The following is a 24610-nucleotide window of genomic DNA, read 5'->3' as shown; positions in this document are numbered from 1 at the left end:
AATTTTGTTCTCTCATTTTGGATTCTTATAGAGAGTCAACCATATCTACAAAAAGACAGCTTATATACTTTTACCACTCATATTGCTCAACATATTCATCGAATACGGGAGCTTCCTGAAGACCTCTTTGAAGAAACAATTGCCGGATATACTCCTGTTGCTCGGGAGTAAAAAGACGCTCTTTACGCCAAAGCCGGTAAAAATGCGTTCGTCCGAAATAGGTTAACATCTCTTGTTTGATGGCTATTGCATCATTATGTGGAATATACGCCAGCAAATTTGTCATACCCAAAGCAAATTGTTCCAATTGGTCGGCCTTAAAGTAGGGACAATCTTCATTGGCAGGATTCGTATGTGCTGGATTAACAAAGGTAACAGTCTTACGCTCAATCGGTATATGCTGGGCAGCCCTGCTACGAAGACACCTATCAGCTTGTTTGCATTGTCTGTTCATACAATGAGCAAACTTATACGGCAGTAAATTGTAATCAAAGTCTTTATCCATAATGCATATCGTTTTAACAAAAATACGCTTTATTATTTAACTACAAGACAATTGCAGCATAAATATGGCATTTAGCCCGAATTATAAAGCTTTCCTGCGGTAAGATACAATCAGTTCTGGTTCAGCAAGAAGTAAATCAGTCCGGACATCAGCCCGGTTTGTGTCAGATGGGTACGGATATCGGACAAGGCTTTAGTTATATGTTTCTCTACGGTCTTTTCACTGATATTCAAGAGGAATGCAATTTCTTTATTCTTCATATTTTCTTCACGGCTCAACAAGAATACTTTCTTTCGTTGCTCCGGAAGCCTCTTGACAAAAGATGATATTTCCTCTTCTATCTCTTTCAAAAGCAGATTATCATGCTGGTTATAGGAAAGGATCTCGTAGTCGATCAGTTCATCCAGATTATCGGTATGGTCGACACGGCGCTGAACCAGCACAGAATTAAGATGATTGATCGACCGGTTGTAAGTAGCACGATACAGATAAGGCTTTACCGGTTCCTCAAAATCGATCTCGTTCCGGTTAACCCATAAAGCCATGAAAACATCCTGGACAATATCTTCACTTACATTCCAATCGTTTACATATCTGTAAGCATAAGTCACCAAAGAACGAAAATAACGTTCGAAAAGCTCCTGGAACAGCATCAATTCTCCTAATCCGTTTTCCTCCTTATCATACTGATTTCTACCTATGGTTTGCATTCAACGATCCCCTATTCAAAAATATTTCTGTAAAAATAGGCTTTTTTTTCATCATCGAGGTAGGGATAACCGGTTTTGTTTTGTGATAGGTATAAGAAGAAGAGTATTACAGAAATAACAGGGATACACAGAGCGGATGGAAAACATCATATTAAAATATTTACAACAAACGGCGAGTACGGAAGAAAAAAAACAGCTACTCGACTGGCTACGGGAAAGCGAAGGAAATAAAAAAATATTCTCCGGCCTGCGGGATATCTGGCTGGCTTCCGGGAATATTCCGCCACAAACGGCAGAGTATTCCGAAAATGCTTTCCGGCAGTTCAAAGAGAACGTACAACAATATGAAAAGAAAAAAAGGCAGACCAGCTACCGGTTACGTCCTTTATTACATATCGCAGCTTCAGTCGCCCTCATCCTGGCATGTTCGGCAGGCGGATATTTTATCGGCAGGCAGACACCGGATATCGTATATAGAGAGAAAGAAGCTGTTGTTATAAACCAGGCTATTATGGGGAAAGACAGCAAAGGATCGGTCACGCTGCCCGACGGAAGTATCGCCTGGCTGAATGCGAACAGCAAACTGGTTTATCCGGAAAAATTCTCCGATAAATACAGAAAGGTGAAGCTGGAAGGTGAAGGATACTTTGAAGTAAAAAGAGACGAAAAGGCTCCTTTTTATGTGGAAACCAACCAGATGACCGTCAATGTACTGGGAACCAGTTTCGATGTAAAAGATTATCCGAACAAGACCAATAGCGAGACAACCCTGCTTACCGGAAAGGTCGAGATACACCTGCCCGGCAATCCCGATGCGATCCTTCTGAAACCGGATCAACGGCTGACTGTCGACAAACAGACAGGAGTTCATGAAATAAAACAGGTAGATGCATCCGAATATATCTTATGGATCAATGACAAACTGATCTGTCAGGATGAGAAATTATCCGTCGTCCTGCATAAGATAAAGTTATGGTACGGTATGGAACTGGTCTGCCAGCAAGGTACTCCGGTCGATCAACGCCTGTCGCTGACCATCCGAAAAGAGTCTCCCGATGAGATATTCAAACTATTGGAAATGATCGTTCCGATCCGTTATTCCATCAAAGACGATATAATCTATGTGAAGCCTAAAAAATAATACGAATCAATAAAAATGAAATGCCTATGAAGTAAACAAACAGGGAAGTATAAAAACAGTCCAGGCAAATGCTGGTAACATCTGCCTGGTAATGTGAAACAAACTGTTCTCTAAACTTAGAAATGAGAACAATAAGTTAAATTTAAAACAGTACAAATGTATGAAAAAAATTTCCACGGGAAGGAATGTTATCTCCTTTCTTAACATTAATTCATTTAGAAAAATGAAGCTAATACTATTACTTATAAGCTTTTGCTTCTTCCAGCTTTATGCAGTAAGCACCTATGCACAAAACACTAAAATAAGCCTGGAATTATCCGGTGTAAAGCTCAGCGAAGCAATTAAAACGATTGAAGAAAAGACACCGTTCGTCTTTTTCTACAATAATTCGGACATCGACATGAACCGGCAGGTCAGTCTGAATGCCAAAGATGCCAGTATCAAAGAAGTTCTGACCCAGTTACTATCGTCCAACAATTACAGGATAGAGAATTATAAAATTGTCCTGCTTGCCGATAAGCCTCAACAGGAAGGGAAAATCACCGGAAAAGTACTTGATGAAACCGGACTGCCCATTATCGGAGCCAACGTGATAGATAAGAAAACCAATAGCGGGACGATTACCGATCTGGATGGCAAATTCACGATCGACGCACCCCAGAATGCTGTGCTGACTGTCTCGTTCATCGGATACATTTCACAGGAGATCCATCTGAAAGGACAGAAAGAACTAACGGTCACCCTCAAGGAAGATTCGCAACTGATAGACGAAGTCGTAGTAGTCGGTTTCGGTACCCAGAAGAAAGTAAACCTGACCGGTGCCGTTGCCTCCGTCAATCTGTCCGAAACACTGGGCGACCGTCCGATAGCCAATGTCACGGCAGCCTTACAAGGAGCCACACCGGGATTACAGATCGGTTCGGAGACCGGAACACCCGGTGATGCGATGAGCTATAATATCCGTGGTACGACTTCCATCAACGGAGGTACTCCGCTCGTACTGGTGAACAACGTTCCTATGGATATCAATATGATCGACCCACAAGAGATCGAGTCGGTATCCATATTGAAAGATGCAGCATCCGCAGCCATCTACGGGGCGAGAGCGGCATTCGGGGTAATTCTGATCACAACCAAACAAGGGAAAAAAGACTCTGCCCCGAAATTCAATTACAACAATAATATATCTTTCTCCAAAGCGTTGGAACTGCCCCAAAAGGCAAGTCCGCTGGAATCGGTCCTGGCTTATAAGGAAATGGGCTGGCCGAACGACACTTATGTGGACGGTAAGAATATTACTCAATGGGAAGGATATATCCGCGATTACATGAGCGATCCCGGCAAATATCCGAAAGGATATATCTTCGATGAAAAAGGAAATCTTTTCCTGATGAAGGAACGGAACATGTTCGATGATATGACCGACAATTTCGGTTTTATGCAGAACCACAGCATGTCCGTATCCGGTGGTAGCGAGAAAACGGTTTATCGTATCGGTGTCGGTTACACCGGGGAAGACGGTATTCTGATCACCGACAAAGACAGTTACGACCGACTCAACCTGTCTACATTCATGGGCGTAGATGTCAACTCATGGCTGACAACACAACTCGACCTGAAATATGGCAACTCGAAGCAGAACAAAGTGGAAGCCGGAGGACGTAATACCGTATGGGTGGCAGCAATGAATCTGCCCTCCTATCAGAACAACGAAGATTATGAGCAGGACGGGATTACATATGCCCCGGAGTCACCAGCCACTTATATCCGCTACGGCGAACCGCGTAAGATCAAACAAAACGATCTCCGTGTATTGGGACGCGTTATACTGACGCCCTTAAAAGGCTTACGTATTACCGGGGAATATACATATAACCGTACTTCCTCGCAAAACAAGTTCTATAAGAATAAATATCAGTATATCGGATTGAACTTTACAGGGGTGCTGAACAGCACGGAAAATTCCAGTTATGCAGTTACCTCCAAATACACGGATTATAATGCCGTCAACTTATTCGCAAATTATGATATGACATTCGGTAAACACGATATCTCCCTGATGGGCGGATACAATCAGGAATCAAGCCATACCGAATCCCAATATTCATACCGGACAGACGTTGTAGTCGGTTCGCTTCCGTCATTGTCTTTATCGACCGGAACACCAATAACCAGCGATGCGTTCGAAGAATTCGCTATCCGCGGATTATTTTACCGGGTCAACTACAGTTATGCCGGAAAATACCTGTTCGAAGCCAACGGACGTTATGACGGGACTTCGCGTTTCCCCAAAAACAGCCGTTTCGGTTTCTTCCCCTCTTTCTCTGCCGGTTGGAGGGTTTCGGAAGAAAGTTTCATGCAAGGGATGAACAGTTATCTTTCCAACCTGAAACTGAGAGCATCCTGGGGGTCTATCGGTAACCAGGTTATCCTGAAATCCGATAATACGCCGGACAACTATCCGTATATCCCGGATATGAACGTTTATCTCTCCAGCTGGCTGGTAGACGGACAGAAGATCACGACACTGGGAGCACCCGCTATGGTCAGCAGCAGTTTCGGTTGGGAAAAGGTATATACGCTCGATTTCGGTTTCGACCTGGATCTGTTCGACAATAAACTGAATACGACTTTCGACTGGTATCGCCGCGATACCAAAGGAATGTTGGCTCCGGGAATGGAACTACCGGGAGTTGTCGGCGCCAGCGCAGCAAAGCAAAATGCAGCAGACCTGAAAACGTATGGGTGGGAACTGAAGATCAACTGGCGTGACCAGATCGGACAGGTAGGTTACCGGGTAGGTTTCAATCTGTATGACTCACAATCGGAAATCACAAAGTACGATAATGAAGCGGGACTTATCGGATCGAACATCTACCGCAAAGGCATGAAGTTGGGAGAAATATGGGGATACGTCACCGACCGTTTCTATACGGAAGACGATTTCAATGCCGACGGAACCCTCAAATCGGGTATCCCGATGTTCAAAGGAGCCGGGAAAGTGTATCCGGGAGATATCCTTTATAAGAACTTCGATGAAGATACCGAATATATCTTCCAGGGAGAAAATACGGTTTACAATCCCGGAGACCAGCGTATCATCGGAAACAACACGCCCCGTTACCAATATGGCATCACAGCCGGTGTAACATACAAAGGTTTCGACTTATCCATCTTTCTACGCGGAGTAGGCAAACGGGATTACTGGCGTACAGACCAGATGGCATGGCCCACCGGCGGCTGGGGAAGTCTGTTCAAGGAAACACTCGACTTCTGGACACCGGAAAACACGGATGCGTATTTCCCCAGAGTCTATTCGCAGGACCAGACCAATACATCATTCAACAGAAAGGTGCAGACCAAATATCTGGCGAACGCAGCGTATCTGAAAATACAGAATATCACTTTGTCTTATACACTTCCGAAAAGCTTCTGCCAGAGGATCTATATGGACAATATCCGGGTATTCGTCAGCGGCGAGAACCTGCATACCTGGGACCATCTGCCCGAAGGTCTGGAATCGGATATGCTTTCTAAAGGAGCCTGGGAATATCCTTTCATGAAAAAGTATTCACTGGGTATAAATGTTACTTTCTAAAATAAACGGTACGATTATGAAAACATTCAAAATAATATTCGGATTACTCCTTATTCTCGGATTTTCAGGTTGCATGAACAACGACTTCCTGGAAAGATATCCGCTGGGGAATCCTACGGCAGAAACCGTATTCAAGTCATACGACAATTTCAAAACATATGCATGGGGCTTGTATGAAACGTTCCCGGCACTCAGCTATGGAGAAACCAACACGGATAATATATCCTATAACTCCACACGCGGTTCGGGAGAAACGGATTGGATCAGAGGGATCGTCGTACCTCCTTCCAATACAACCAATACGCCCTGGGCACAATATTCGTTCATACGCCGGGTAAACCTGATGCTGGATCATATCGAGAGCTCGGAAATGAGTGAAACGGAAAGAGAACACTGGCGCAGTGTCGGTTACTTCTTCCGCTCCTATCGTTACATGACGTTACTATCTGCCTACGGTGGTGTGCCCTGGGTGGATCATGTGTTGGCGGACGATGAAACGGATATCATTTACGGTGCGAGAGAATCGCGCGATGTAATTGCCAACCATATTCTGGAAGACCTGCAGTATGCCGAACAGCATATCAATCAGAACGGCGACGGAGCCAATACGATCAATCGGGTAGTGGTGCAGACATTACTATCCCGTTTCTGTTTGTTTGAAGGAACCTGGCGAAAATATCACGCCCTTCAGGAAGCCGATAAATTCCTGCGTGAATGTAAACGGGCTTCCGAAGAGGTATTGAAAGTATATCCGAACATACACAGCAACTATGACGATTTATTCAACTCTCTGTCGTTAAACGGTATACCTGGAATTATCCTGTACAAAGCTTATTCGAACGAAGCTGGTGTAGTACATGCCACCAGTATCGGGGGAACTACGGCACAATCATTCTATAACGTGACCAGAGACATGGTAGACAGTTATTTATGTTCAGATGGAAAACCCCGTTGGAACAGTCCGATGTATCTCGGTGATAAAGATATATACAATGAATTCAGTAACAGGGATCATCGTCTCTGGTTACATGTCACACCTCCTTACGTAGTCGATCGTTCGGAATCGACCACTGCCTGGGATAACAAATGGAAATTCACAGACAACCCGAAGGACAGGAGTTTCATTGACAGTATTAATATGATCGTCCCGGCAGAACGTCAGAAAACATTGCCTTTCCGCCAGGGATACGACGGAGGTATTTTAGGAGAAAATCCGCATTTTGATTTTTATCTGAATGGTCAACCCTGGTACAAATCTGCTTTCGGATATAATAACTGGAAATATTTCAATACCTACCTGAGCATGGGTTCACAGAGGAACGAAGAAACGGATATGCCGATCTTCCGGGTGGAAGAAGTTATGTTGAATTATGCCGAGGCAATGGTCGAGCTGGGAGAATTTACCCAGGCGACAGCCGATATGACGATCAATAAAATACGTTCAAGAACGAACGTTTCTCCGATGGTCGTTTCGCAAATAAACGAAAGCTTCGACCCGAAAAGGGATCTGGGCAATGCCAGTTACAGCGGAGATTATGCCGTATCGCCGCTCCTGTGGGAAGTCCGCCGCGAAAGACGTATCGAGCTATTTGCCGAGAACTTCCGTTTCGACGATCTCAGAAGATGGAAAAAATGCCAGTATGCCATGAAGAAAAAGCTCGGGCAATATGTCCGGAAATCCGATTTCCCGGATGGTACGGCTGTTACTATCGACGGAGGTGCGGAAGAAGGTTATCTGGAATTTCATCCGGCACCCGGCAAACTTTGGCCGGAATATTACTATCTTTATCCGATTCCTTTAAATCAGATGGTATTAAACCCGAATATCAAACAGAATCCGGGTTGGGAATAATTTATAAGATCTAAAATACTAACAAAGCTGTCTGATAAGTATGAAAAAACAATTTGTCAGGCAGCTTTACTTTATCCGTATGTTATGAAATATGTAATTGTCATCATTCTTATGCTTCACACGTTGTGTCTACCGGCACAGACGATCATTCCTTCTCCGGAAAAGGTCGTACAAAGCGATGGAGAGTTTCAGACAAAAAAACAAATGAACCTGTTTATCAGTGGAACAAAACCGGATTGTCTGGAGTACCTGCAAAACGAATTGTTGAGAACATCCGAACTAAACCAAGTCAACGGTAAAGCAGAGGCCGATATCCGGATGATCACGGACACCAGCCTCGTAACCGAGGCCTATCGGTTGCAGATTACACCTGATTATATCGAGATCCGGGCAGCCGGAAATGAAGGTTTCTTTTATGCTATGCAATCACTACGACAACTGGCTTCCGGGCAAAACGGGACTTTGATCTTCCCCTGCCTGAAAATAGAAGACAGTCCGCGGATTGGTTTCCGGAGCTTTCTACTGGATTCCGGCCGCCAGTATCAGAAAGTATCGACTATAAAGAAGTACATCGACATGGCCGCCATGCTGAAAATGAACTATTTCCACTGGCATCTGACGGAGGGACTCGGATGGCGTATCGAGATCAAGCGATATCCGCGCCTCACACAAACAGGAGCTTTTGTAGGGAAAGGCCCTGAACAGCAAGGTTTCTATTCACAGGAAGAAATAAAAGAAGTCGTCAACTATGCTGCCGGGCGCTGCATTACCATCATCCCGGAAATCGATATGCCGGGACATGCCGAAGCGGCATTGGTCGCCTATCCTGAATTAGGTTGCTTTGGCGATACGATAGAAGTTCCGGAAAACGGTTTTACAAAAAATATCTTTTGTGCAGGTAAAACACATACACTGGACTTCCTGAAGAACGTTCTCGATGAGGTCTGTGAACTCTTCCCTTCCACATACATTCATTTAGGAGGCGACGAGGCACCTAAAGGCAATTGGGATATTTGTCCTGACTGCCGGCAACGCATCAAACAGTACGGTCTGAAAGACAGTCATGACCTCCAACTCTGGTTTGCCGCAACAATGGCCGATTATCTGAAGGCCAAAGGTAGAAAAGCGGTCTTTTGGGGAGATGTCGTTTACCATGACGGATATCCGTTGCCCGACAATACGGTTATCCATTGGTGGAACTGGAGAGGACACAAAGATAAAGCGCTCCGGGAAGCGGTCAAAAGAGATCTTCCTGTTATTTGCGGAACCAATTACTATACGTACCTGAACTTTCCGCTTACTCCCTGGAATGGATATGAAGAACAGAGAACTTTCGATATAAAGGATGTATATACAGCCAATCCCTCCTATATAAAAGATAAGAATTCCTGTTTATTAGGAATGAGCTGTGCTTTATGGACCGATCATGGGGTCAGGGAACATATGATCGACAAGAGACTATTTCCCCGTATCCTGGCTATAGCCGAACAGATGTGGAACCGGAATGAACCGGTAACTTTTGAAGTATTCTACGAAAAGGTAAAAAGCCACAAAGGCTGGTTTGAAAAACAGGGATATCTTTTCGGACCCGGATTAAAAGAAGAAATTACCAGCGATTTCAGTTGGGATTAACTAAAAACAGAAGAAAATGAAAAGTATAAAATTATTGGCAGGCCTGATCTGCATAACAGATTTATCTTCCTGTCAGAAAAAAGAAAGCCGCCCTAACATTATATATATATTGATGGATGATATGGGCTATGGCGACCTGCAATGTTACGGCCAGCAAAAGATAGAGACACCGAATATAGATTGTTTGAGAAACAATGGCATCAAACTGACACAACATTACACGGGTTCGCCGGTCTCCGCTCCCGCCCGATGTGTGTTGATGACCGGCTTACACTCAGGACACACGCAGATCAGAGCCAACGATGAACTGGCATCTCGGGGAGCGGTCAACAGCCACGACTCCATGTATGTCCATCCGGAACTGGAAGGACAATTTCCTCTGAAAGCCGGAACAATGACGATCGGGCGGATGATGCAAAATGCAGGATATACCACCGGATGCTTCGGGAAATGGGGATTGGGATATCCTGGCTCGGAAGGTGTTCCTGGCAAACAGGGGATCGACCAGTTTTATGGTTATAATTGCCAAAGACAGGCACATACGTATTACCCGGCCTTTCTCTGGAAAAACGATGAACGGGTTTATCTCGACAATCAGGTACGTGATCCACATCTGACCAAACTCGACGAAGGAGCAGATCCCTATGACGAAGCAAGTTATAAGAAATACACGCAGAACGAATATGCCAACGATCTCATCTTTGACGAAATGATCCAATTTGTAGATCAGAATAAAGAACAACCTTTCTTCCTGCTCTGGACCACTCCGCTCCCACACGTCTCGTTGCAGGCACCCGAACATTGGGTAAAATATTATGTCAACAAATTCGGGGATGAAGAACCTTATACCGGAAACAAAGGATATATGCCTTGCAGGTATCCGCATGCTACTTATGCAGCTATGATCAGTTATTTCGACGAACAGGTCGGCAAACTGGTAGAGAAGTTGAAAAAAGAGGGACTATATGAAAATACCCTGATCATTTTCACTTCAGATAACGGTCCGACATTCAACGGAGGTTCCGATTCACCCTGGTTCAACAGCGGAGGATTATTCAAATCGGAATACGGATGGGGGAAATGTTTTCTCCATGAAGGAGGAATACGCATACCGGCTATCGTCTCCTGGCCGGGAAAGATCAAAGCCGGAACAGAGTCCGACCATATCTGTGCATTCCAGGACGTCATGCCTACTTTAGCCGAAATTGTCTCTATCGAATGTCCTCCGACCGACGGTATCAGTTTCCTGCCAACCTTATTAGGAAAGTCCTCCAAACAAAAGGAGCATGAATACCTATACTGGGAATATCCGGATCCGGTTATCGGGAATAAAGCCATACGATGGGGAAAATGGAAAGGGATCATCACTAATATCCGGAAAGGAAACACTACCATGCAACTCTTTGATCTGGAGAACGATTTACAGGAGCTTCATGATGTTGCCGCCGAACATCCGGACATCGTCGGAAAGATGAATGAATGGATGATCGAGTCCGGCACTGTTCCGGAAAATCCGAAGTTCAGATTCTAGTAAAAGAGATCATTCCGATATGGAATTCTGTTCCTGTCGGAATGATCTCCGATTAACGAACTACGTATCATAAAATGCAGTTTTAATCAAACTTTTTCTTTTTAATAACAAACGATCTGTATATTTGTATCCTATAACAAAGAGATATTAAATCTATCTATTAATGGATTCTGCCACCGAAAAGGGATACATAGAGGCTGTTAGCAAGGGGGATGAACAGGCATTCGAGTCATTGTTCCTGCATTACTTTCCACGGATAAAAGGATTCATCAGCGGGATTCTGCAAAACGAGGAAGAGGCAGAGGATATTTCACAGGATATTTTCGTTTCGATGTGGCAAAACAAAGACCGATTAACCGGCATTGAAAATCTGAACGCTTATCTGTTCCGTATGGCTAAAAATACTGTTTTCCGCCATATCGAGCGGTCTCTGTTATTCAGGGATTATCAGCAACAACAAGCCGAACGTTCCTCATTTTCATCCGCCAACAATGAAACTATTGAAGAAGAAATATATGCAAAAGAACTGGAATATCTCATTTCTGTTGCCGTCGAAAAAATGCCGTCCCAACGAAAGCAGATTTATAAAATGAGCCGTATGGAAGGATTATCCAACGACGAAATCGCCGAACGGCTTGTGATCAGTAAACGGACGGTAGAAAATCATCTTACACTGGCATTAGCCGACATCCGTAAACTGATCGGAATCTTCATTCTCATCTTCTTTTAAAAAAAGCTCATCTCAAACCGTGTGCAAACTCTTTCTCACGTATCTTAATAAATAAAATACGGAGGAAATAAGAACATGTAAAAAAGGGACCGGAAAAACAGCGACACCTTTTCAGGACTCCCGAAATCTATATTTGAATTTAATAACAGAGATCATAAATTTAGTAATCATCGATTTAAAGCACTAATAAAACATGAAAAAGACAACTTTATTGGTTGGGATACTTTGTGCAGCAAGTTTATCTTCCTGTCAAAAAGAAAAAAGTAAGCCTAATGTCATATACATATTGATGGACGATATGGGGTATGGTGACCTGCAATGTTACGGTCAGGAAAAAATTGAGACACCCAATATCGACCGATTGAAAGACAACGGTATCAAATTAACGCAGCATTATAGTGGCTCGCCGGTCTCCGCTCCGTCACGATGTGTGTTGACAACCGGATTACATTCCGGACACGCACAGATCAGAGCAAATGACCCTATGTCGTCACGAGGAGCGGTCAGCAGCCATGATTCGATGTTCATACATCCCGAATTGGAAGGACAATATCCTTTGAAAGCCGGAACCATGACAATCGGACGTATGATGCAAAATGCAGGATATACAACGGGGTGTTTCGGGAAATGGGGACTGGGTTATCCCGGCTCAGAAGGAGTTCCGAACAAACAGGGTATTGACCGGTTCTATGGATATAATTGTCAACGACAAGCACATACCTACTATCCTCCTTTTTTGTATAAAAATGATCAACGGGTATACCTTAGTAATCAGGTACGTGACCCCCACCAGACTAAACTGGATGAAGGAGCAGACCCCTACGACGAGGCCAGCTACAAAAAATTCACTCAGGATGAATATGCAAACGATCTTATTTTTGATGAAATGATACAGTTTGTCAATGACAATAAAGATCAACCGTTTTTTCTGCTTTGGACAACCCCGATCCCACATGTATCCCTACAAGCTCCGGAGCGCTGGGTAAAACACTATGTGGAAAAATTTGGAAATGAAGAACCTTATATCGGAGATAAAGGATACATGCCATGCCGTTATCCACATGCAACCTATGCCGCCATGATCAGCTATTTTGACGAACAAATAGGAAAACTCGTTGAGAAATTAAAACAAGAAGGAATATACGAAAACACACTTATCTTTTTCACATCTGATAATGGACCTGCCTCCGACGGAGGAACCGATTCCCCTTGGTTCAATAGTGGCGGACTATTCAAATCAGAATACGGGTGGGGGAAATCTTTCCTTCACGAAGGAGGGATACGTGTTCCGGCTATCGTATTCTGGCCGGGCAAGATCAAAGCGGGGACAGAATCCGATCATATATGTGCATTCCAGGACGTTATGCCGACACTGGCCGATGTTATTTCTATCGAATGTCCTCCAACTGACGGGATCAGCTTCCTACCGACACTACTCGATAAAAAAGACAAACAAAAACAACACGAATATTTGTATTGGGAATATCCCGATCCAAAAATCGGAAATAAAGCGATTCGCATGGGAAACTGGAAAGGGATTATTACCGATATCCGCAAGGGAAATACAAGAATGGAACTGTACGATCTGGAAAACGACCTGCAGGAATTACATGATGTTGCCGATAAGCATCCAGATATTGTTAAGAAGTTCTATGAATTAATGTATACATCCACAACTTCACCTGAGAATCCTAAATTCATACTTTAACACTACACAAAATATTATACTGATATGACAATAAAAAAGAAAGATATATTGATCGGATTAGGTATCGGAAGTATATTTCTCCCCGTTCCATCCCTTTCGCAACAAAAAAACAGTGAAGAAGTGAAGCCGACACCTAACGTCATACTTATATATGCAGACGATTTGGGTTATGGTGATCTGGAATGTTATGGAGGGTCAGGAGCCGCCACGCCTAATATCAACCGCCTGGCACAAAACGGGATTCGTTTTACCAATGCGCATGCCACAGCAGCGACCAGCACTCCCTCTCGCTATTCTATGCTTACCGGAGAATATGCCTGGAGAAAAAAAGGAACAGATATCGCAGCTGGAAATGCCGGTATGATTATTCGTCCCGAACAATATACGATGGCAGACATGTTCAAAAACTCCGGATATACAACAGCAGCTATCGGGAAATGGCATCTCGGTTTAGGGGATAAAAGCGGCGAACAGGATTGGAATGCCCCCTTGCCTACTGCTTTAGGAGATATCGGATTCGACTACTCCTATATCATGGCAGCTACTGCCGACCGGGTCCCCTGCGTATTTATCGAAAATGGAAAAGTAGCCAACTATGATCCTTCCGCTCCCATTGAAGTAAGTTATCAAAAACCATTTGAAGGAGAGCCACTCGGCAAAAACCATCCTGAACTGTTGTATAATCTGAAACACAGTAACGGGCATGATATGGCTATCATAAACGGTATTGGACGTATAGGATACATGAAAGGAGGAGGCAAAGCTCTTTGGAAAGATGAAAACATAGCCGATTCAATAACGACACATGCACTAAACTTCATCCGGGAAAATAAAAACAATCCGTTTTTTCTCTATTTTGCAACGAACGATGTACATGTACCCCGTTTCCCGCATGACCGTTTCAGAGGTAAAAACCCGATGGGCCTAAGAGGAGATGCAATTGTACAGTTCGACTGGTGTGTCGGACAGTTGATGGAAGAATTGGATAAATTAGGATTGACTCAAAACACAATAATCATTCTTTCAAGTGACAACGGTCCCGTCCTCGATGACGGCTACGCCGACCAGGCCCAAGAATTAGTAGGTAATCATAAGCCTGCCGGCCCATTACGCGGAGGGAAATATAGTGCCTTCGAAGGTGGCACACGCATTCCTGCAATTGTAAGCTACCCAGCTATTGTAGAAAAAGGAAAAATTTCAGATGTTTTAGTTTCCCAGATCGACTGGTTTGCATCTTTTGCAACTCTCATACATGCAATACTACCTAAAGGATCTGCATCAGATAGCTTCGATATGCTATCTAATTGGTTTGGGAAAGACAATACGGACCGACCATGGGTAATCGAACAAGCCTCTGACCATACACTTTCCATCCGGACAAAAGACTGGAAATATATAGAAACCAGTTTCAATCCTGTTAAAGTAGCCAGAGTAACAAATATTGAAACCGGCTATTCAACGGAACCCCAGTTATATGATATGAAAGAATCTACAGAACAAACCAATAAAGCATCTCTACATCCTGAAATTGTTTTCAAATTGCAGCAAATCCTGAAAAAGATACAAAAACAAGGATCACATTAAACAAAACCCTTACAAGCAGGAAGGTGTGTCAAAACATCTTCCTGCATCTTTTTCTACAAAAAAATCACATTCTGACTGTGTGTTCCATCTCCCTTACGTCTCTTATATAAAACGGCAATAATATGCACACATCAAAAACATATAAAATACTATATAACCTGGTTTCCCATACATTCGATTCGGAACTTCGGATCAAGATATGGCAATGGCTGGTTAATTCATCCAATCAAGAAAAAAAAGAAAAAGCACTCCTGTCTATATGGAATGAATATCCGGCAAAAACAGATGCAAATACTTATCTTTCACTGAAAGCTACTCAGGAAAAGATTAAACAAAATAAATCCTCACATAAACAATATAGACTGACATATAAACTATCGAGAATAGCAGCAATACTTATTATTCCTTTATTATCGGTAATCGGTTCCTATCTGTATGTTAAACATAACACATATAATCCGGAACTAATACAATGTTTCGTACCGGAAGGAGAGAAACAGGAGTTAACCCTCCCCGACGGTTCCATAGTAAACATCAATTCAGGGAGTATATTAATCTATCCAAAAGAATTCAAAGGAGACACTCGTACCCTGCATCTGGCAGGAGAAGCAAACTTCACGGTAAAAAAGGACAAAAAGCATCCTTTTATTGTAAAAACAAGTTCTCTAAGGGTTGAGGCACTTGGTACAAAATTCAATGTACAAGCTTACTCGGAGAGTGATAAAATCATTGCGACACTCGAAAACGGAAGCATCAAAGTAAATAAAATCGAAGATGATGAAAACTCTTTCATCTTATCACCAAACGAACAATTGGAATATAATTACAAAACAGGCATATTCGAAAAAAGAACTATCAATGCAGCCAATTATTCTGCCTGGATAAAAGGCGAACTCAATTTTATAAATATGCCTCTAAAAGAGATTCTGGCTACAATCCAGCGAAAATATGCCGTTGACTTCATTATAAATCCCCGCTTGTTTACCCCGGATTTATACACTATAAAATTCCGCCAGAATGAAGACATTGATACGGTCATGAAAATTCTGACAATGACTGTCAATGGATTGACTTATGAAACAGATGATGATACAATAACTATTTATTCACTAAAAAAGAAAGGAGTAAAATAACAAAAAAAAGGGACTGGAAAAAATTGCGACACCTTCTCCAACCCCCGAAATCAACAATCCATTTAAAACTGTAGAGATCTTAAATTTAGTATTCATTGATTTAATGTACAAAAGTATGAAATTAAACTACTATAAGAGTACATACGGACTCTTAAAATTACGTAAATTGTTAATATTTACACTATTAAGCCTATTCACATTTAACTCGGGTTGGGGGCAGAACCAACGAATATCAATTGTTGCAAAAAACAAGACACTGTTAAGCGTATTCGAAAATATTGAAAAACAAACAGGGTTGAGTATTGCTTATAATCAAACAAAATTAGATGTTAATAGAATTATCAATCAGGATTTTAATGATAAAATCCTGTCCTCTGTTATAACAGAGCTACTAGAAAACAGTAGTTTTACCTATCGGATTGAAGGGAAACATATTATTATTGTTCCGGTACAGCTACAGCAAAAACAACAGTCCACTCAGAAAATCCAGGGCATCATTACTGATCCCAGCGGTCTACCTGTTATTGGTGCAAACGTTGTAGTGAAAGGTACAACCAATGGAACAATCACCGATCTGGAAGGCAAATTTTCTATTGAGGCTTCTCTGGGTAATACTTTACAAATTTCTTACATCGGATACTTATCCAAGGATATCCGTGTAGACGGAAAAGACAATTATTCAATCCAGCTTATCGAAGATTCGCAGGCACTCGATGAAGTTGTGGTTGTTGGATATGGTACATCAAAAAAGGTGAATGTGATCGGTTCTATCGCTTCTGTTGATTCCAAACAACTGGAAAACCGTGCCACTTCGTCAGTCGTTTCAGCCCTTACCGGCCAGATGCCAGGTGTTACGATCACACAAGCGGGCGGACGTCCGGGTGAGAATACCGGAACGATACGTGTGCGTGGTGTCGGCTCTTTCAGTAGCGACAATGATGCCAAAAAAGCCGATGCTCTAATCCTTATAGATGGAATACCAGGAAATATGACGGATATAAACCCGAATGATATTGAAAGTATTTCCATATTAAAAGACGCATCAACTGCCGCCATTTACGGATCACGCGCAGCAAATGGAGTAGTATTGGTCACAACTAAAATGGGAAAAGAATCGAAAGTCTCTGTTTCCTATAATGGTTACGTAGGTTTTAACCGGGCAACCGCTCTTCCAAAGTATGTAGACAGTTGGGATTACGCGCGCTTGCTGAATCAGGCTGAAGGAGTTACCCGTTTCACTGATGAGGAAATCAATGCTATGCGTACGGGAAGTATGCCCGACTTATGGGCCAATGAAAAATTCGTAGACGACATTTTCTCCGGAAACGGTTTACAGACAGGACACGATTTGTCTTTGAACGGAGGCAACGACCGAAGCCAGTATTTTGCATCTTTCGGTTATTTAAGCCAGAACGGTATTGTACCGGGCAACAACTATTCACGCTACACAGCCCGTGTCAATCTTACGTCCAATTTATCTGACAAACTGAAATTAACTATTCGCTTACGGGGTGATAAAGCTCAAACCAAAGAACCAGGCACAGCCGGTGCCATAGACGGTGGTTACGGAATGATGTCACTGATCAGTCAGGGATTACGTTTTCCAGGATTCCGTCCTTCAGTATTAAGCGATGGTTCATGGGGACCGGGTGTTAAAAACTTCGGAACACCTAAAGCATGGCTGGCATCCGAATCATTCCAAGAAAAGCCTACCATGAGAATCAACTCGAATGTACGCCTGGAGTATACCCCGATAGAAGGGTTGAAGTTCTCCGCTATCGGTGCTTACAATTTCACGAATGCACAAGACAAAAAGTTCCGTGCCACTTTACCCGTCACAATCAACGGAGCCACCAGTGTTTTAGGTCCCTCTTATTTAGAAGAAAAGAATACCAACACTGACTATAAATCATTTCAGGCCACAGTTGACTATTCAAAAACGTTCAACAAAGTACATAATCTAGGTATCCTGGCCGGCTATTCGTGGGAAGAAGAATCGGCCCGCGATCTGGAAGGCCGTCGGGATAATTTCCCCAGCAATGAGTACCCGTTCCTGACAGTAGGTTCACCGGATAACCAGACCAATAAAGGCGGAGGTTACGACTGGGTCATCCAGTCTTTCTTCGGACGTGCACAATACAACTATGCAGAACGCTATCTAGGTGAAGTGACAATGCGTTACGACGGTTCATCACGTTTTCCTTCAAATTCGCGTTATGCATTCTTTCCTTCAGCCGCTATAGGTTGGAGAATTTCAGAAGAAAACTTTTTTAAAGAAAATGAGAAATTGAACTTTATTAATAACCTCAAACTAAAAGCATCCGCTGGTATTCTGGGGAATAATAATATTGGCAATTATGCTTATCAGTCAGTCTATGAATTAGGGAATGACTTCAATTATCCACTGGGAGGTACGATACAGCAGGGAGCCGCTTTGAAAACCTATACGGATCCGCGACTTAAATGGGAAACGACCCGTACGATAGACGGTGGTTTCGAATCTGTGCTCTGGAATGGTTTACTGACCGCCAATATTTCTTACTTCTACAGATATACTTATGATATCTTATTCAAACCAAACGCAAGCGCCTCATCTGCTTTCGGACTACAAATGAGTGAGGTTAATACCGGAGAAGCCTCCAACCGGGGCTGGGAATTTGAAGTAGGACACAGAAATAATATAGGTGAATTCAGCTATAGTATCAACGGCAACTTCTCAATCATCAAAAATAAGGTTGAAACGTTAGGACTTGGTAATGTAGAACAAGCAAACGGAATGGTAGGTAACGGTTCCAATCTATTTATCGGTTATCCAATCGATATGTACTACGGATATCAAACAGATGGAGTATTCCTGAACCAACAGGATATAGACGATTATTTTGCTCACACAGACCAATCCGCCATGGGAGCAAATAAAGCCAACACCAAACCAGGTGATATTCGATACAAAGATATTTCAGGCCCCGACGGTGTTCCCGATGGAAAAGTCGATGCGACTTACGACCGCGTTTATTTAGGTTCAAAAATTCCTAAATACACATTCGGTCTTTCATTAAATGCAGCTTATAAAGGTTTTGACCTGAACATCTTCTTACAGGGAGTAGCTGGTGTCAACGGACTGCTAAACGGTTTTTCAGGCTGGGCTTTGTGGAGTGAAGGAAATATCCAAAAATGGCAGATGAAAGAAGCCTTCGATCCGGAAAACCCGACACGTTATCCGAAATACCCACGTATAGCAAACCTGGGAAATGCAACTGGAATTAATACGCAACAATCTGATTTCTGGATTCGCAACGCCTCTTACCTACGTGTAAAGAACATTCAGTTAGGATATACTTTACCCAAGTCAATCTTAAAGAACACTTTCATCCAGAATGTACGTTTCTATGTAGCAACAGAGAACCCGTTCACATTCCATAGCTATCCGGATGGTTGGGATCCGGAAATCAATGCCGATGACCGATTCTATCCGGTATTGGCAAACTATACATTTGGTTTGAATCTTAAATTCTGAAAAGTATGAAATCAATTATAAAGAAATCAATAATGGTCTTGGTTGCTATTGCATCTTTAACCTCTTGCGAGTTGGACCGTTATCCGCTGACAAATTTCAGCGAAGATACTTTCTTCGATAAAGAAGAAAATACAAAACTTGCACTTATCGGTTTATACCGCGGAGGTATCACCTATGGAGTAGACTACAATGCCTCCGATTGGTGGGCCTATAGTGCAAAAATACTAATAGATGGTGTCAGCGATATGGGATACGACCGCCGCGGATTCAATAATAATCTCGGGAAACTGACATCCGGACAAATCGATGAAAATAACGGATGGGTAAAAGACTTGTATCAGAAACCTTACCGCCGTATCAGTGCATGTACCCGATTCATTGAAGGAATCAATACGTTCGAATCTGATAATCCGGAAATGGAACGTATGAAAGCGGAAGCTCGCTTTATCCGGGCAGTACAATATTTTTACCTGGCTTCCTATTACTATGATGTTCCGCTAATTAAAACAGTCCTGACCTTGGATGAAGCCAATACAGTTTTAAAGTCACCGCGTGCAGAGGTTCTTCAATATGCAATCAACGAATTAACAGAAGTTGCTAATCTCCTGCCCCGCCATAAAGATTTACCATCCTCGGAACGCGGACGCGCAACGGCACAGGCTGCATTGGTTTATTTGGCACGGACACATCTGGTTGCGAAAAATTACAAGGAAGCTGCTGTGGCATGTAAGCAAATCATCGATTGGGGAGATAACAAATTAGATACCGACTATCAGAAATTGTTTTATCCCAGTGCAATAAATAGCTCTGAACATATTTTCGCGACACAGTTTGTCGATGACTTAGCCGGACACGGACTACCTCAACATGCTTATCCGATAAAAGACGGAGGATGGTGTTTGGTGAATGGATCCAGCATTCTATTTGAATCCTATGACTTTCTGGATGGAACACCTTTCAGCTATGATGACCCACGTTTCAACAAAAACAACTTTGGAGAAAATCGTGATCCCCGTTTGGATTATACACTTATTTACGATGGTTCAACCTTCCGCGGAACAGTTTACAGCTGCAATCCTGAAACAACGGCAGCCGACAAGATCGGCCCGGGACAAACAACTCAAACAGGTTTCCTTTTACGTAAATACTTTGATGAAAGCTGGAACGGGGATAAAAGCCAATATGGAAACAATGTTCCTTTAGCACGTTATGCTGACGTATTAATGATGTACCTGGAAGCCGAGATGGAAGCCGGGACACCAATCACCCAAACTCTACTTGACCAAACGATCAACGCAGTTCGGGGACGCGTAGGTATGCCAAAGATAACGGAAACCAATCCGGATAAATTATTAAAAATTATTCAGAAAGAGCGTATGATCGAATTTGCTTTTGAAGGACTTCGCCTTTGGGATTTATTCCGCTGGGGAATCGCTGAAGAACGCTTAAATCAGGATATTTATGGTTCACCATTTTACATCTCCAATCAAGAGTTAATGAAGAAGAAAGATGGACAGCCTGATCCGTATAACCGCTGGTACGTTGACAAACGTAATTTTAAAGCCGGACAAGAACGTTGGCCTATTCCACTATCTGAAAAGAATATCAATCCCAACTTGAGATAGTCGGTTAAATAACTTTACAGAGATACCGGTTACTTATAATTCCGGTATCTCTGTTTTCTTTTCCGCTTTTGATTAAATATTACCTGAACAACCATATCATGAATCATAAAATAAATAAAGTAATCCTGCCTGTATCATTATTATCTATTGTTGCTTCCGGAAGTTATTCCCAAACACAGCAACCCAACATTGTCATCATTCATACAGATGAACAGAACTTTCGTACTTTAGGTTGTTATCGGGAATGCCTGCAAAATGAACAAGCTTTCCCATGGGGAGAAGAAGCCATTGTGGAAACACCCAATATAGATTATCTGGCACACCGTGGAGTATTATTTACACGCTGCTATGCCACAACCCCAGTTAGTTCCCCCAGTCGGGCCTCTTTCATGACCGGATTTTATCCACAGAACAACGGAGTATGGACAAACGACATGGTCCTGTCTGAAAAGACACCCACCTTTGGAGAATCCTTACGGGATAACGGCTATGCAACCGGGTACTTCGGGAAATTACATCTCAATGGAAAAGGAAAACCGGAATGGCATCCCAAACGTGACTTCGGCTTTTCCGACAATTTTTATATGTATAATCGTGGCCATTGGAAAAAGATAGAAGAAGCGGAAGAAGGACCCGTGTTCAGAACAAATGCAGATGTGAAAACAACAGATGAAAAGACATTCACTACTGACTTTATTGCTACACGGGCCATTGATTTCATAAACCAACAAAAAGACGGGCCGTTCTGTTGCATGATTTGTTTTCCGGATCCGCATAGTGCGAATCTTGTAAGACCGCCCTACGACACGAAGTACAGTCACATAAAGTTCAAGGAACCAGTAACTGCTACCGCCGATACAACCAGTCGACCTGCATGGTCACACGGGGATAATCTCCCGGCAGACCAGCCCGAAGATATGGCTCAATACTTCGGCATGATTAAATGCATTGACGATAATATAGGACGAATATTAAGTACTCTAAAAGAGAAAGGTGTTCTTGATAATACAATTATTATTTTCACATCTGATCATGGAGACTTGTGCCGGCAACACGGATTGATCAACAAAGGTGTCCCATTAGACGATTCAGCCCGTGTCCCGTTCATTATCAGTTACCCGGCGGGAATGCGAGAAGGAATCAGAGTCGATAATGTCATGTCTGTTGTTGATTTTACTCCTTCTCTACTTAGTTTTTGCCAGATCCAGCCTTCCGGCCAATATGACGGCCGGGACTTGTCCCCATTATGGAAAGGTAATAAACTCCCTGAAAAATACAATGATATTGTTTTTATGAGAGCTACAACACCTAAATTAAAAAGTGATTGGGATGAATCGGCTACAGCCAAACGTACTATGTGGATATCTGCCGTAACACCTGATTATAAACTAACTTATTCGGAATATAGTTCAGATGTTCCCTGGCTGACCGATCTAAAAAAAGACCCGGACGAATTGTTTAATTGTTATTTTGACCCGGCTTATAAAGAGATCGTTTCCCAATTAGCCTCCAACTTAAAAGAATATGGAGAACGATACAATGACCCTAGGATTCATCATCCTAAAATTCAATACGAAATAAGCTCTGCCATTTTAAAAAAGTAGACAATATCCGTTAAAAACACGGTATAAAACAAGGCTACTAGAAAAAAAATGCAGACCTTTAACTCCCGAACTATCATAAACTAATATAAACTAAAAATATCATGAAATCAAACGTACTAATCGGTTTCGGACTTGGAGCATTCCTTGTTTCCCCGACCACCTCCCATGCTCAAAAGGCAAAAGAGACGCAAACGCCGAATGTCATTTTCATTTATGCCGACGACCTGGGTTATGGCGACCTGGAATGTTACGGTGCAACACGAGTACAGACACCCAACGTCAACAAACTGGCTAACAGCGGCATTCGCTTTACGAATACCCACGCAACAGCAGCGACCAGCACACCATCCCGTTATTCACTGCTTACCGGAGAGTATGCATGGCGCAGGCCGGGAACAGATATTGCTGCAGGAAATGCCGGAATGATCATCCGCCCGGAAAGATATACCATCGCGGACATGTTCAAAAGTGCAGGGTATACAACCGCAGCCTTAGGCAAATGGCATCTGGGACTGGGTGATAAAACAGGCGAACAGGACTGGAATGCACCTCTGCCCGCAGCGTTGGCAGATCTCGGATTCGATTATTCCTATATCATGGCTGCCACAGCCGACCGTGTACCCTGTGTCTTCATTGAAAACGGTAAAGTAGCCAACTACGACCCGTCGGCACCTATCGAAGTCAGTTATCAGAAACCTTTTGAAGGTGAACCGTTGGGCAAAGACCATCCGGAACTGCTGTATAATCTGAAACACAGCCACGGCCACGACATGGCAATCGTCAATGGTATCGGACGTATCGGTTATATGAAAGGCGGCGGCAAGGCTTTGTGGAAAGATGAAAACCTGGCAGACTCCATCACGACACATGCCCTCGACTTTATCAAGGCAAACAAGGACAAACCTTTCTTTATGTACTTCGCCACAAACGACGTGCACGTTCCCCGTTTTCCTCACGAACGTTTCAGAGGGAAAAACCCGATGGGACTCAGAGGAGATGCGATCGTGCAGTTCGACTGGAGTGTCGGACAGATACTGGACGAACTGGAAAGATTGGGATTAAGAGAAAATACATTGATCATCCTCTCCAGCGACAATGGTCCGGTAGTGGATGACGGTTATGCAGACCAGGCAGAAGAACTGCTGGGTGATCACAAACCGGGCGGCCCGTTACGCGGAGGAAAATACAGTGCATTCGAAGCAGGAACACGTATTCCCGCCATTATCAGCTGGCCGAAAGAAATAAAAAAAGGAAAAGTATCCGATGCTTTAATGTCACAGGTCGACTGGTTCGCTTCACTGGCAGCATTGACAGGATCTGTTCTTCCCAAAGGCGCTGCCCCCGACAGTTACAATTACCTGGGAACCTTACTGGGCACAGACAATGCCGACCGCCCATGGGTGATCGAACAGGCTTCCGACCATACGCTATCGGTCCGCACAAAAGACTGGAAGTATATCGAGACCAGCGACGGACCGAAAATGGTACCCTGGGGACCCAAGATCGAGACAGGTTATTCCAAAACACCTCAGTTATACGATATGACCCAGGTAGGCGAACAAGAGAATTTGTCAGAAAAACGTCCGGAAGTCGTTTATCAGTTGCAGGGAATTCTGAAAGGTGTTCGTAACAACACCATCAAACCAAAATAAATTGAATAACCTATTTGAATTAAGAATCAACGGTCTGGGACTTTTGTTCCAGACCATTTTTATGTTTTTACCTTTTTTTATCAGGGAA

15 protein-coding genes are annotated in these 24610 nt (G+C 43.1%); 13 read left to right on the top strand and 2 right to left on the bottom strand.

All coding sequences use genetic code 11. From position 1 onward, the window contains the following. Positions 1-70: 70 nt before the first annotated feature. Both DWX23_RS14110 and DWX23_RS14105 read right to left on the bottom strand, forming a co-directional pair. Entirely contained in the window at positions 71-505 is a 435-nt protein-coding gene (locus tag DWX23_RS14110) for a DUF6078 family protein (RefSeq protein WP_122374942.1), read from the bottom strand. A 110-nt stretch (positions 506-615) separates the two neighbouring features. Beyond that, positions 616-1215, bottom strand: coding sequence for an RNA polymerase sigma-70 factor (locus DWX23_RS14105; protein WP_122374941.1), 600 nt, complete (start codon positions 1213-1215; stop codon positions 616-618). A gap of 136 nt (positions 1216-1351) precedes the next feature. Here DWX23_RS14105 and DWX23_RS14100 point away from each other — a divergent pair, with 136 nt between their 5' ends. The 13 genes from DWX23_RS14100 (at position 1352) to DWX23_RS14040 (ending at position 24522) form a co-directional block, all read left to right on the top strand. Continuing rightward, complete coding sequence (locus DWX23_RS14100) at positions 1352-2356, top strand: FecR family protein (protein ID WP_122374940.1); 1005 nt, start codon at positions 1352-1354, stop codon at positions 2354-2356. 160 nt (positions 2357-2516) lie between these two features. Next, positions 2517-5954, top strand: coding sequence for a TonB-dependent receptor (locus DWX23_RS14095; protein WP_122374939.1), 3438 nt, complete (start codon positions 2517-2519; stop codon positions 5952-5954). 16 nt (positions 5955-5970) lie between these two features. Then, the gene (locus DWX23_RS14090; RefSeq protein ID WP_122352001.1) at positions 5971-7806 is read left to right on the top strand and encodes a RagB/SusD family nutrient uptake outer membrane protein; all 1836 of its coding nucleotides are present in this window, start codon (positions 5971-5973) and stop codon (positions 7804-7806) included. Between the two features lie 84 nt (positions 7807-7890). Next, positions 7891-9438 carry a beta-N-acetylhexosaminidase gene (locus DWX23_RS14085; RefSeq protein ID WP_122374938.1) on the top strand — a complete coding sequence of 516 codons (1548 nt, stop codon included), beginning with the start codon at positions 7891-7893 and terminating at the stop codon, positions 9436-9438. A gap of 16 nt (positions 9439-9454) precedes the next feature. Next, positions 9455-10969 carry an arylsulfatase gene (locus DWX23_RS14080; protein WP_122374937.1) on the top strand — a complete coding sequence of 505 codons (1515 nt, stop codon included), beginning with the start codon at positions 9455-9457 and terminating at the stop codon, positions 10967-10969. A gap of 163 nt (positions 10970-11132) precedes the next feature. Further along, positions 11133-11699, top strand: a complete 567-nt coding sequence (locus DWX23_RS14075) for an RNA polymerase sigma-70 factor (RefSeq protein WP_122374936.1) — start codon at positions 11133-11135, stop codon at positions 11697-11699. 193 nt (positions 11700-11892) lie between these two features. Beyond that, complete coding sequence (locus DWX23_RS14070) at positions 11893-13407, top strand: arylsulfatase (protein ID WP_122374935.1); 1515 nt, start codon at positions 11893-11895, stop codon at positions 13405-13407. A gap of 24 nt (positions 13408-13431) precedes the next feature. Continuing rightward, entirely contained in the window at positions 13432-14991 is a 1560-nt protein-coding gene (locus DWX23_RS14065; RefSeq protein ID WP_122374934.1) for a sulfatase-like hydrolase/transferase, read from the top strand. Positions 14992-15113: 122 nt separating this feature from the next. After that, positions 15114-16124, top strand: coding sequence for a FecR family protein (locus tag DWX23_RS14060; RefSeq protein WP_122374933.1), 1011 nt, complete (start codon positions 15114-15116; stop codon positions 16122-16124). Between the two features lie 103 nt (positions 16125-16227). Then, the gene (locus DWX23_RS14055; protein WP_122351695.1) at positions 16228-19641 is read left to right on the top strand and encodes a TonB-dependent receptor; all 3414 of its coding nucleotides are present in this window, start codon (positions 16228-16230) and stop codon (positions 19639-19641) included. 5 nt (positions 19642-19646) lie between these two features. After that, complete coding sequence (locus tag DWX23_RS14050; protein ID WP_233587609.1) at positions 19647-21266, top strand: RagB/SusD family nutrient uptake outer membrane protein; 1620 nt, start codon at positions 19647-19649, stop codon at positions 21264-21266. Between the two features lie 98 nt (positions 21267-21364). Then, on the top strand, positions 21365-22870 hold the full coding sequence (locus tag DWX23_RS14045) for a sulfatase-like hydrolase/transferase (protein WP_122374931.1): 1506 nt from the start codon (positions 21365-21367) through the stop codon (positions 22868-22870). A gap of 101 nt (positions 22871-22971) precedes the next feature. Further along, entirely contained in the window at positions 22972-24522 is a 1551-nt protein-coding gene (locus DWX23_RS14040) for an arylsulfatase (RefSeq protein ID WP_122374930.1), read from the top strand. Positions 24523-24610: the final 88 nt, after the last annotated feature.

It is taken from the genome of Parabacteroides sp. AF18-52 (assembly GCF_003479145.1).
Taxonomy (GTDB): domain Bacteria; phylum Bacteroidota; class Bacteroidia; order Bacteroidales; family Tannerellaceae; genus Parabacteroides; species Parabacteroides faecis.
The sequence above is the reverse complement of the archived record's forward strand: the minus strand, read 5'-3'. Positions and strand labels throughout refer to the sequence as shown.

What these genes read in the sequence shown, in the direction of transcription:
- DWX23_RS14100 (WP_122374940.1), top strand. Translation starts at nt 1,352, where the DNA reads ATGGAAAACATCATATTAAAATATTTACAACAAACGGCGAGTACGGAA.
- DWX23_RS14110 (WP_122374942.1), bottom strand. Translation starts at nt 505, where the DNA reads ATGGATAAAGACTTTGATTACAATTTACTGCCGTATAAGTTTGCTCAT.
- DWX23_RS14050 (WP_233587609.1), top strand. Translation starts at nt 19,647, where the DNA reads ATGAAATCAATTATAAAGAAATCAATAATGGTCTTGGTTGCTATTGCA.
- DWX23_RS14045 (WP_122374931.1), top strand. Translation starts at nt 21,365, where the DNA reads ATGAATCATAAAATAAATAAAGTAATCCTGCCTGTATCATTATTATCT.
- DWX23_RS14065 (WP_122374934.1), top strand. Translation starts at nt 13,432, where the DNA reads ATGACAATAAAAAAGAAAGATATATTGATCGGATTAGGTATCGGAAGT.
- DWX23_RS14060 (WP_122374933.1), top strand. Translation starts at nt 15,114, where the DNA reads ATGCACACATCAAAAACATATAAAATACTATATAACCTGGTTTCCCAT.
- DWX23_RS14075 (WP_122374936.1), top strand. Translation starts at nt 11,133, where the DNA reads ATGGATTCTGCCACCGAAAAGGGATACATAGAGGCTGTTAGCAAGGGG.
- DWX23_RS14070 (WP_122374935.1), top strand. Translation starts at nt 11,893, where the DNA reads ATGAAAAAGACAACTTTATTGGTTGGGATACTTTGTGCAGCAAGTTTA.
- DWX23_RS14040 (WP_122374930.1), top strand. Translation starts at nt 22,972, where the DNA reads ATGAAATCAAACGTACTAATCGGTTTCGGACTTGGAGCATTCCTTGTT.
- DWX23_RS14080 (WP_122374937.1), top strand. Translation starts at nt 9,455, where the DNA reads ATGAAAAGTATAAAATTATTGGCAGGCCTGATCTGCATAACAGATTTA.
- DWX23_RS14095 (WP_122374939.1), top strand. Translation starts at nt 2,517, where the DNA reads ATGAAAAAAATTTCCACGGGAAGGAATGTTATCTCCTTTCTTAACATT.
- DWX23_RS14055 (WP_122351695.1), top strand. Translation starts at nt 16,228, where the DNA reads ATGTACAAAAGTATGAAATTAAACTACTATAAGAGTACATACGGACTC.
- DWX23_RS14105 (WP_122374941.1), bottom strand. Translation starts at nt 1,215, where the DNA reads ATGCAAACCATAGGTAGAAATCAGTATGATAAGGAGGAAAACGGATTA.
- DWX23_RS14085 (WP_122374938.1), top strand. Translation starts at nt 7,891, where the DNA reads ATGAAATATGTAATTGTCATCATTCTTATGCTTCACACGTTGTGTCTA.
- DWX23_RS14090 (WP_122352001.1), top strand. Translation starts at nt 5,971, where the DNA reads ATGAAAACATTCAAAATAATATTCGGATTACTCCTTATTCTCGGATTT.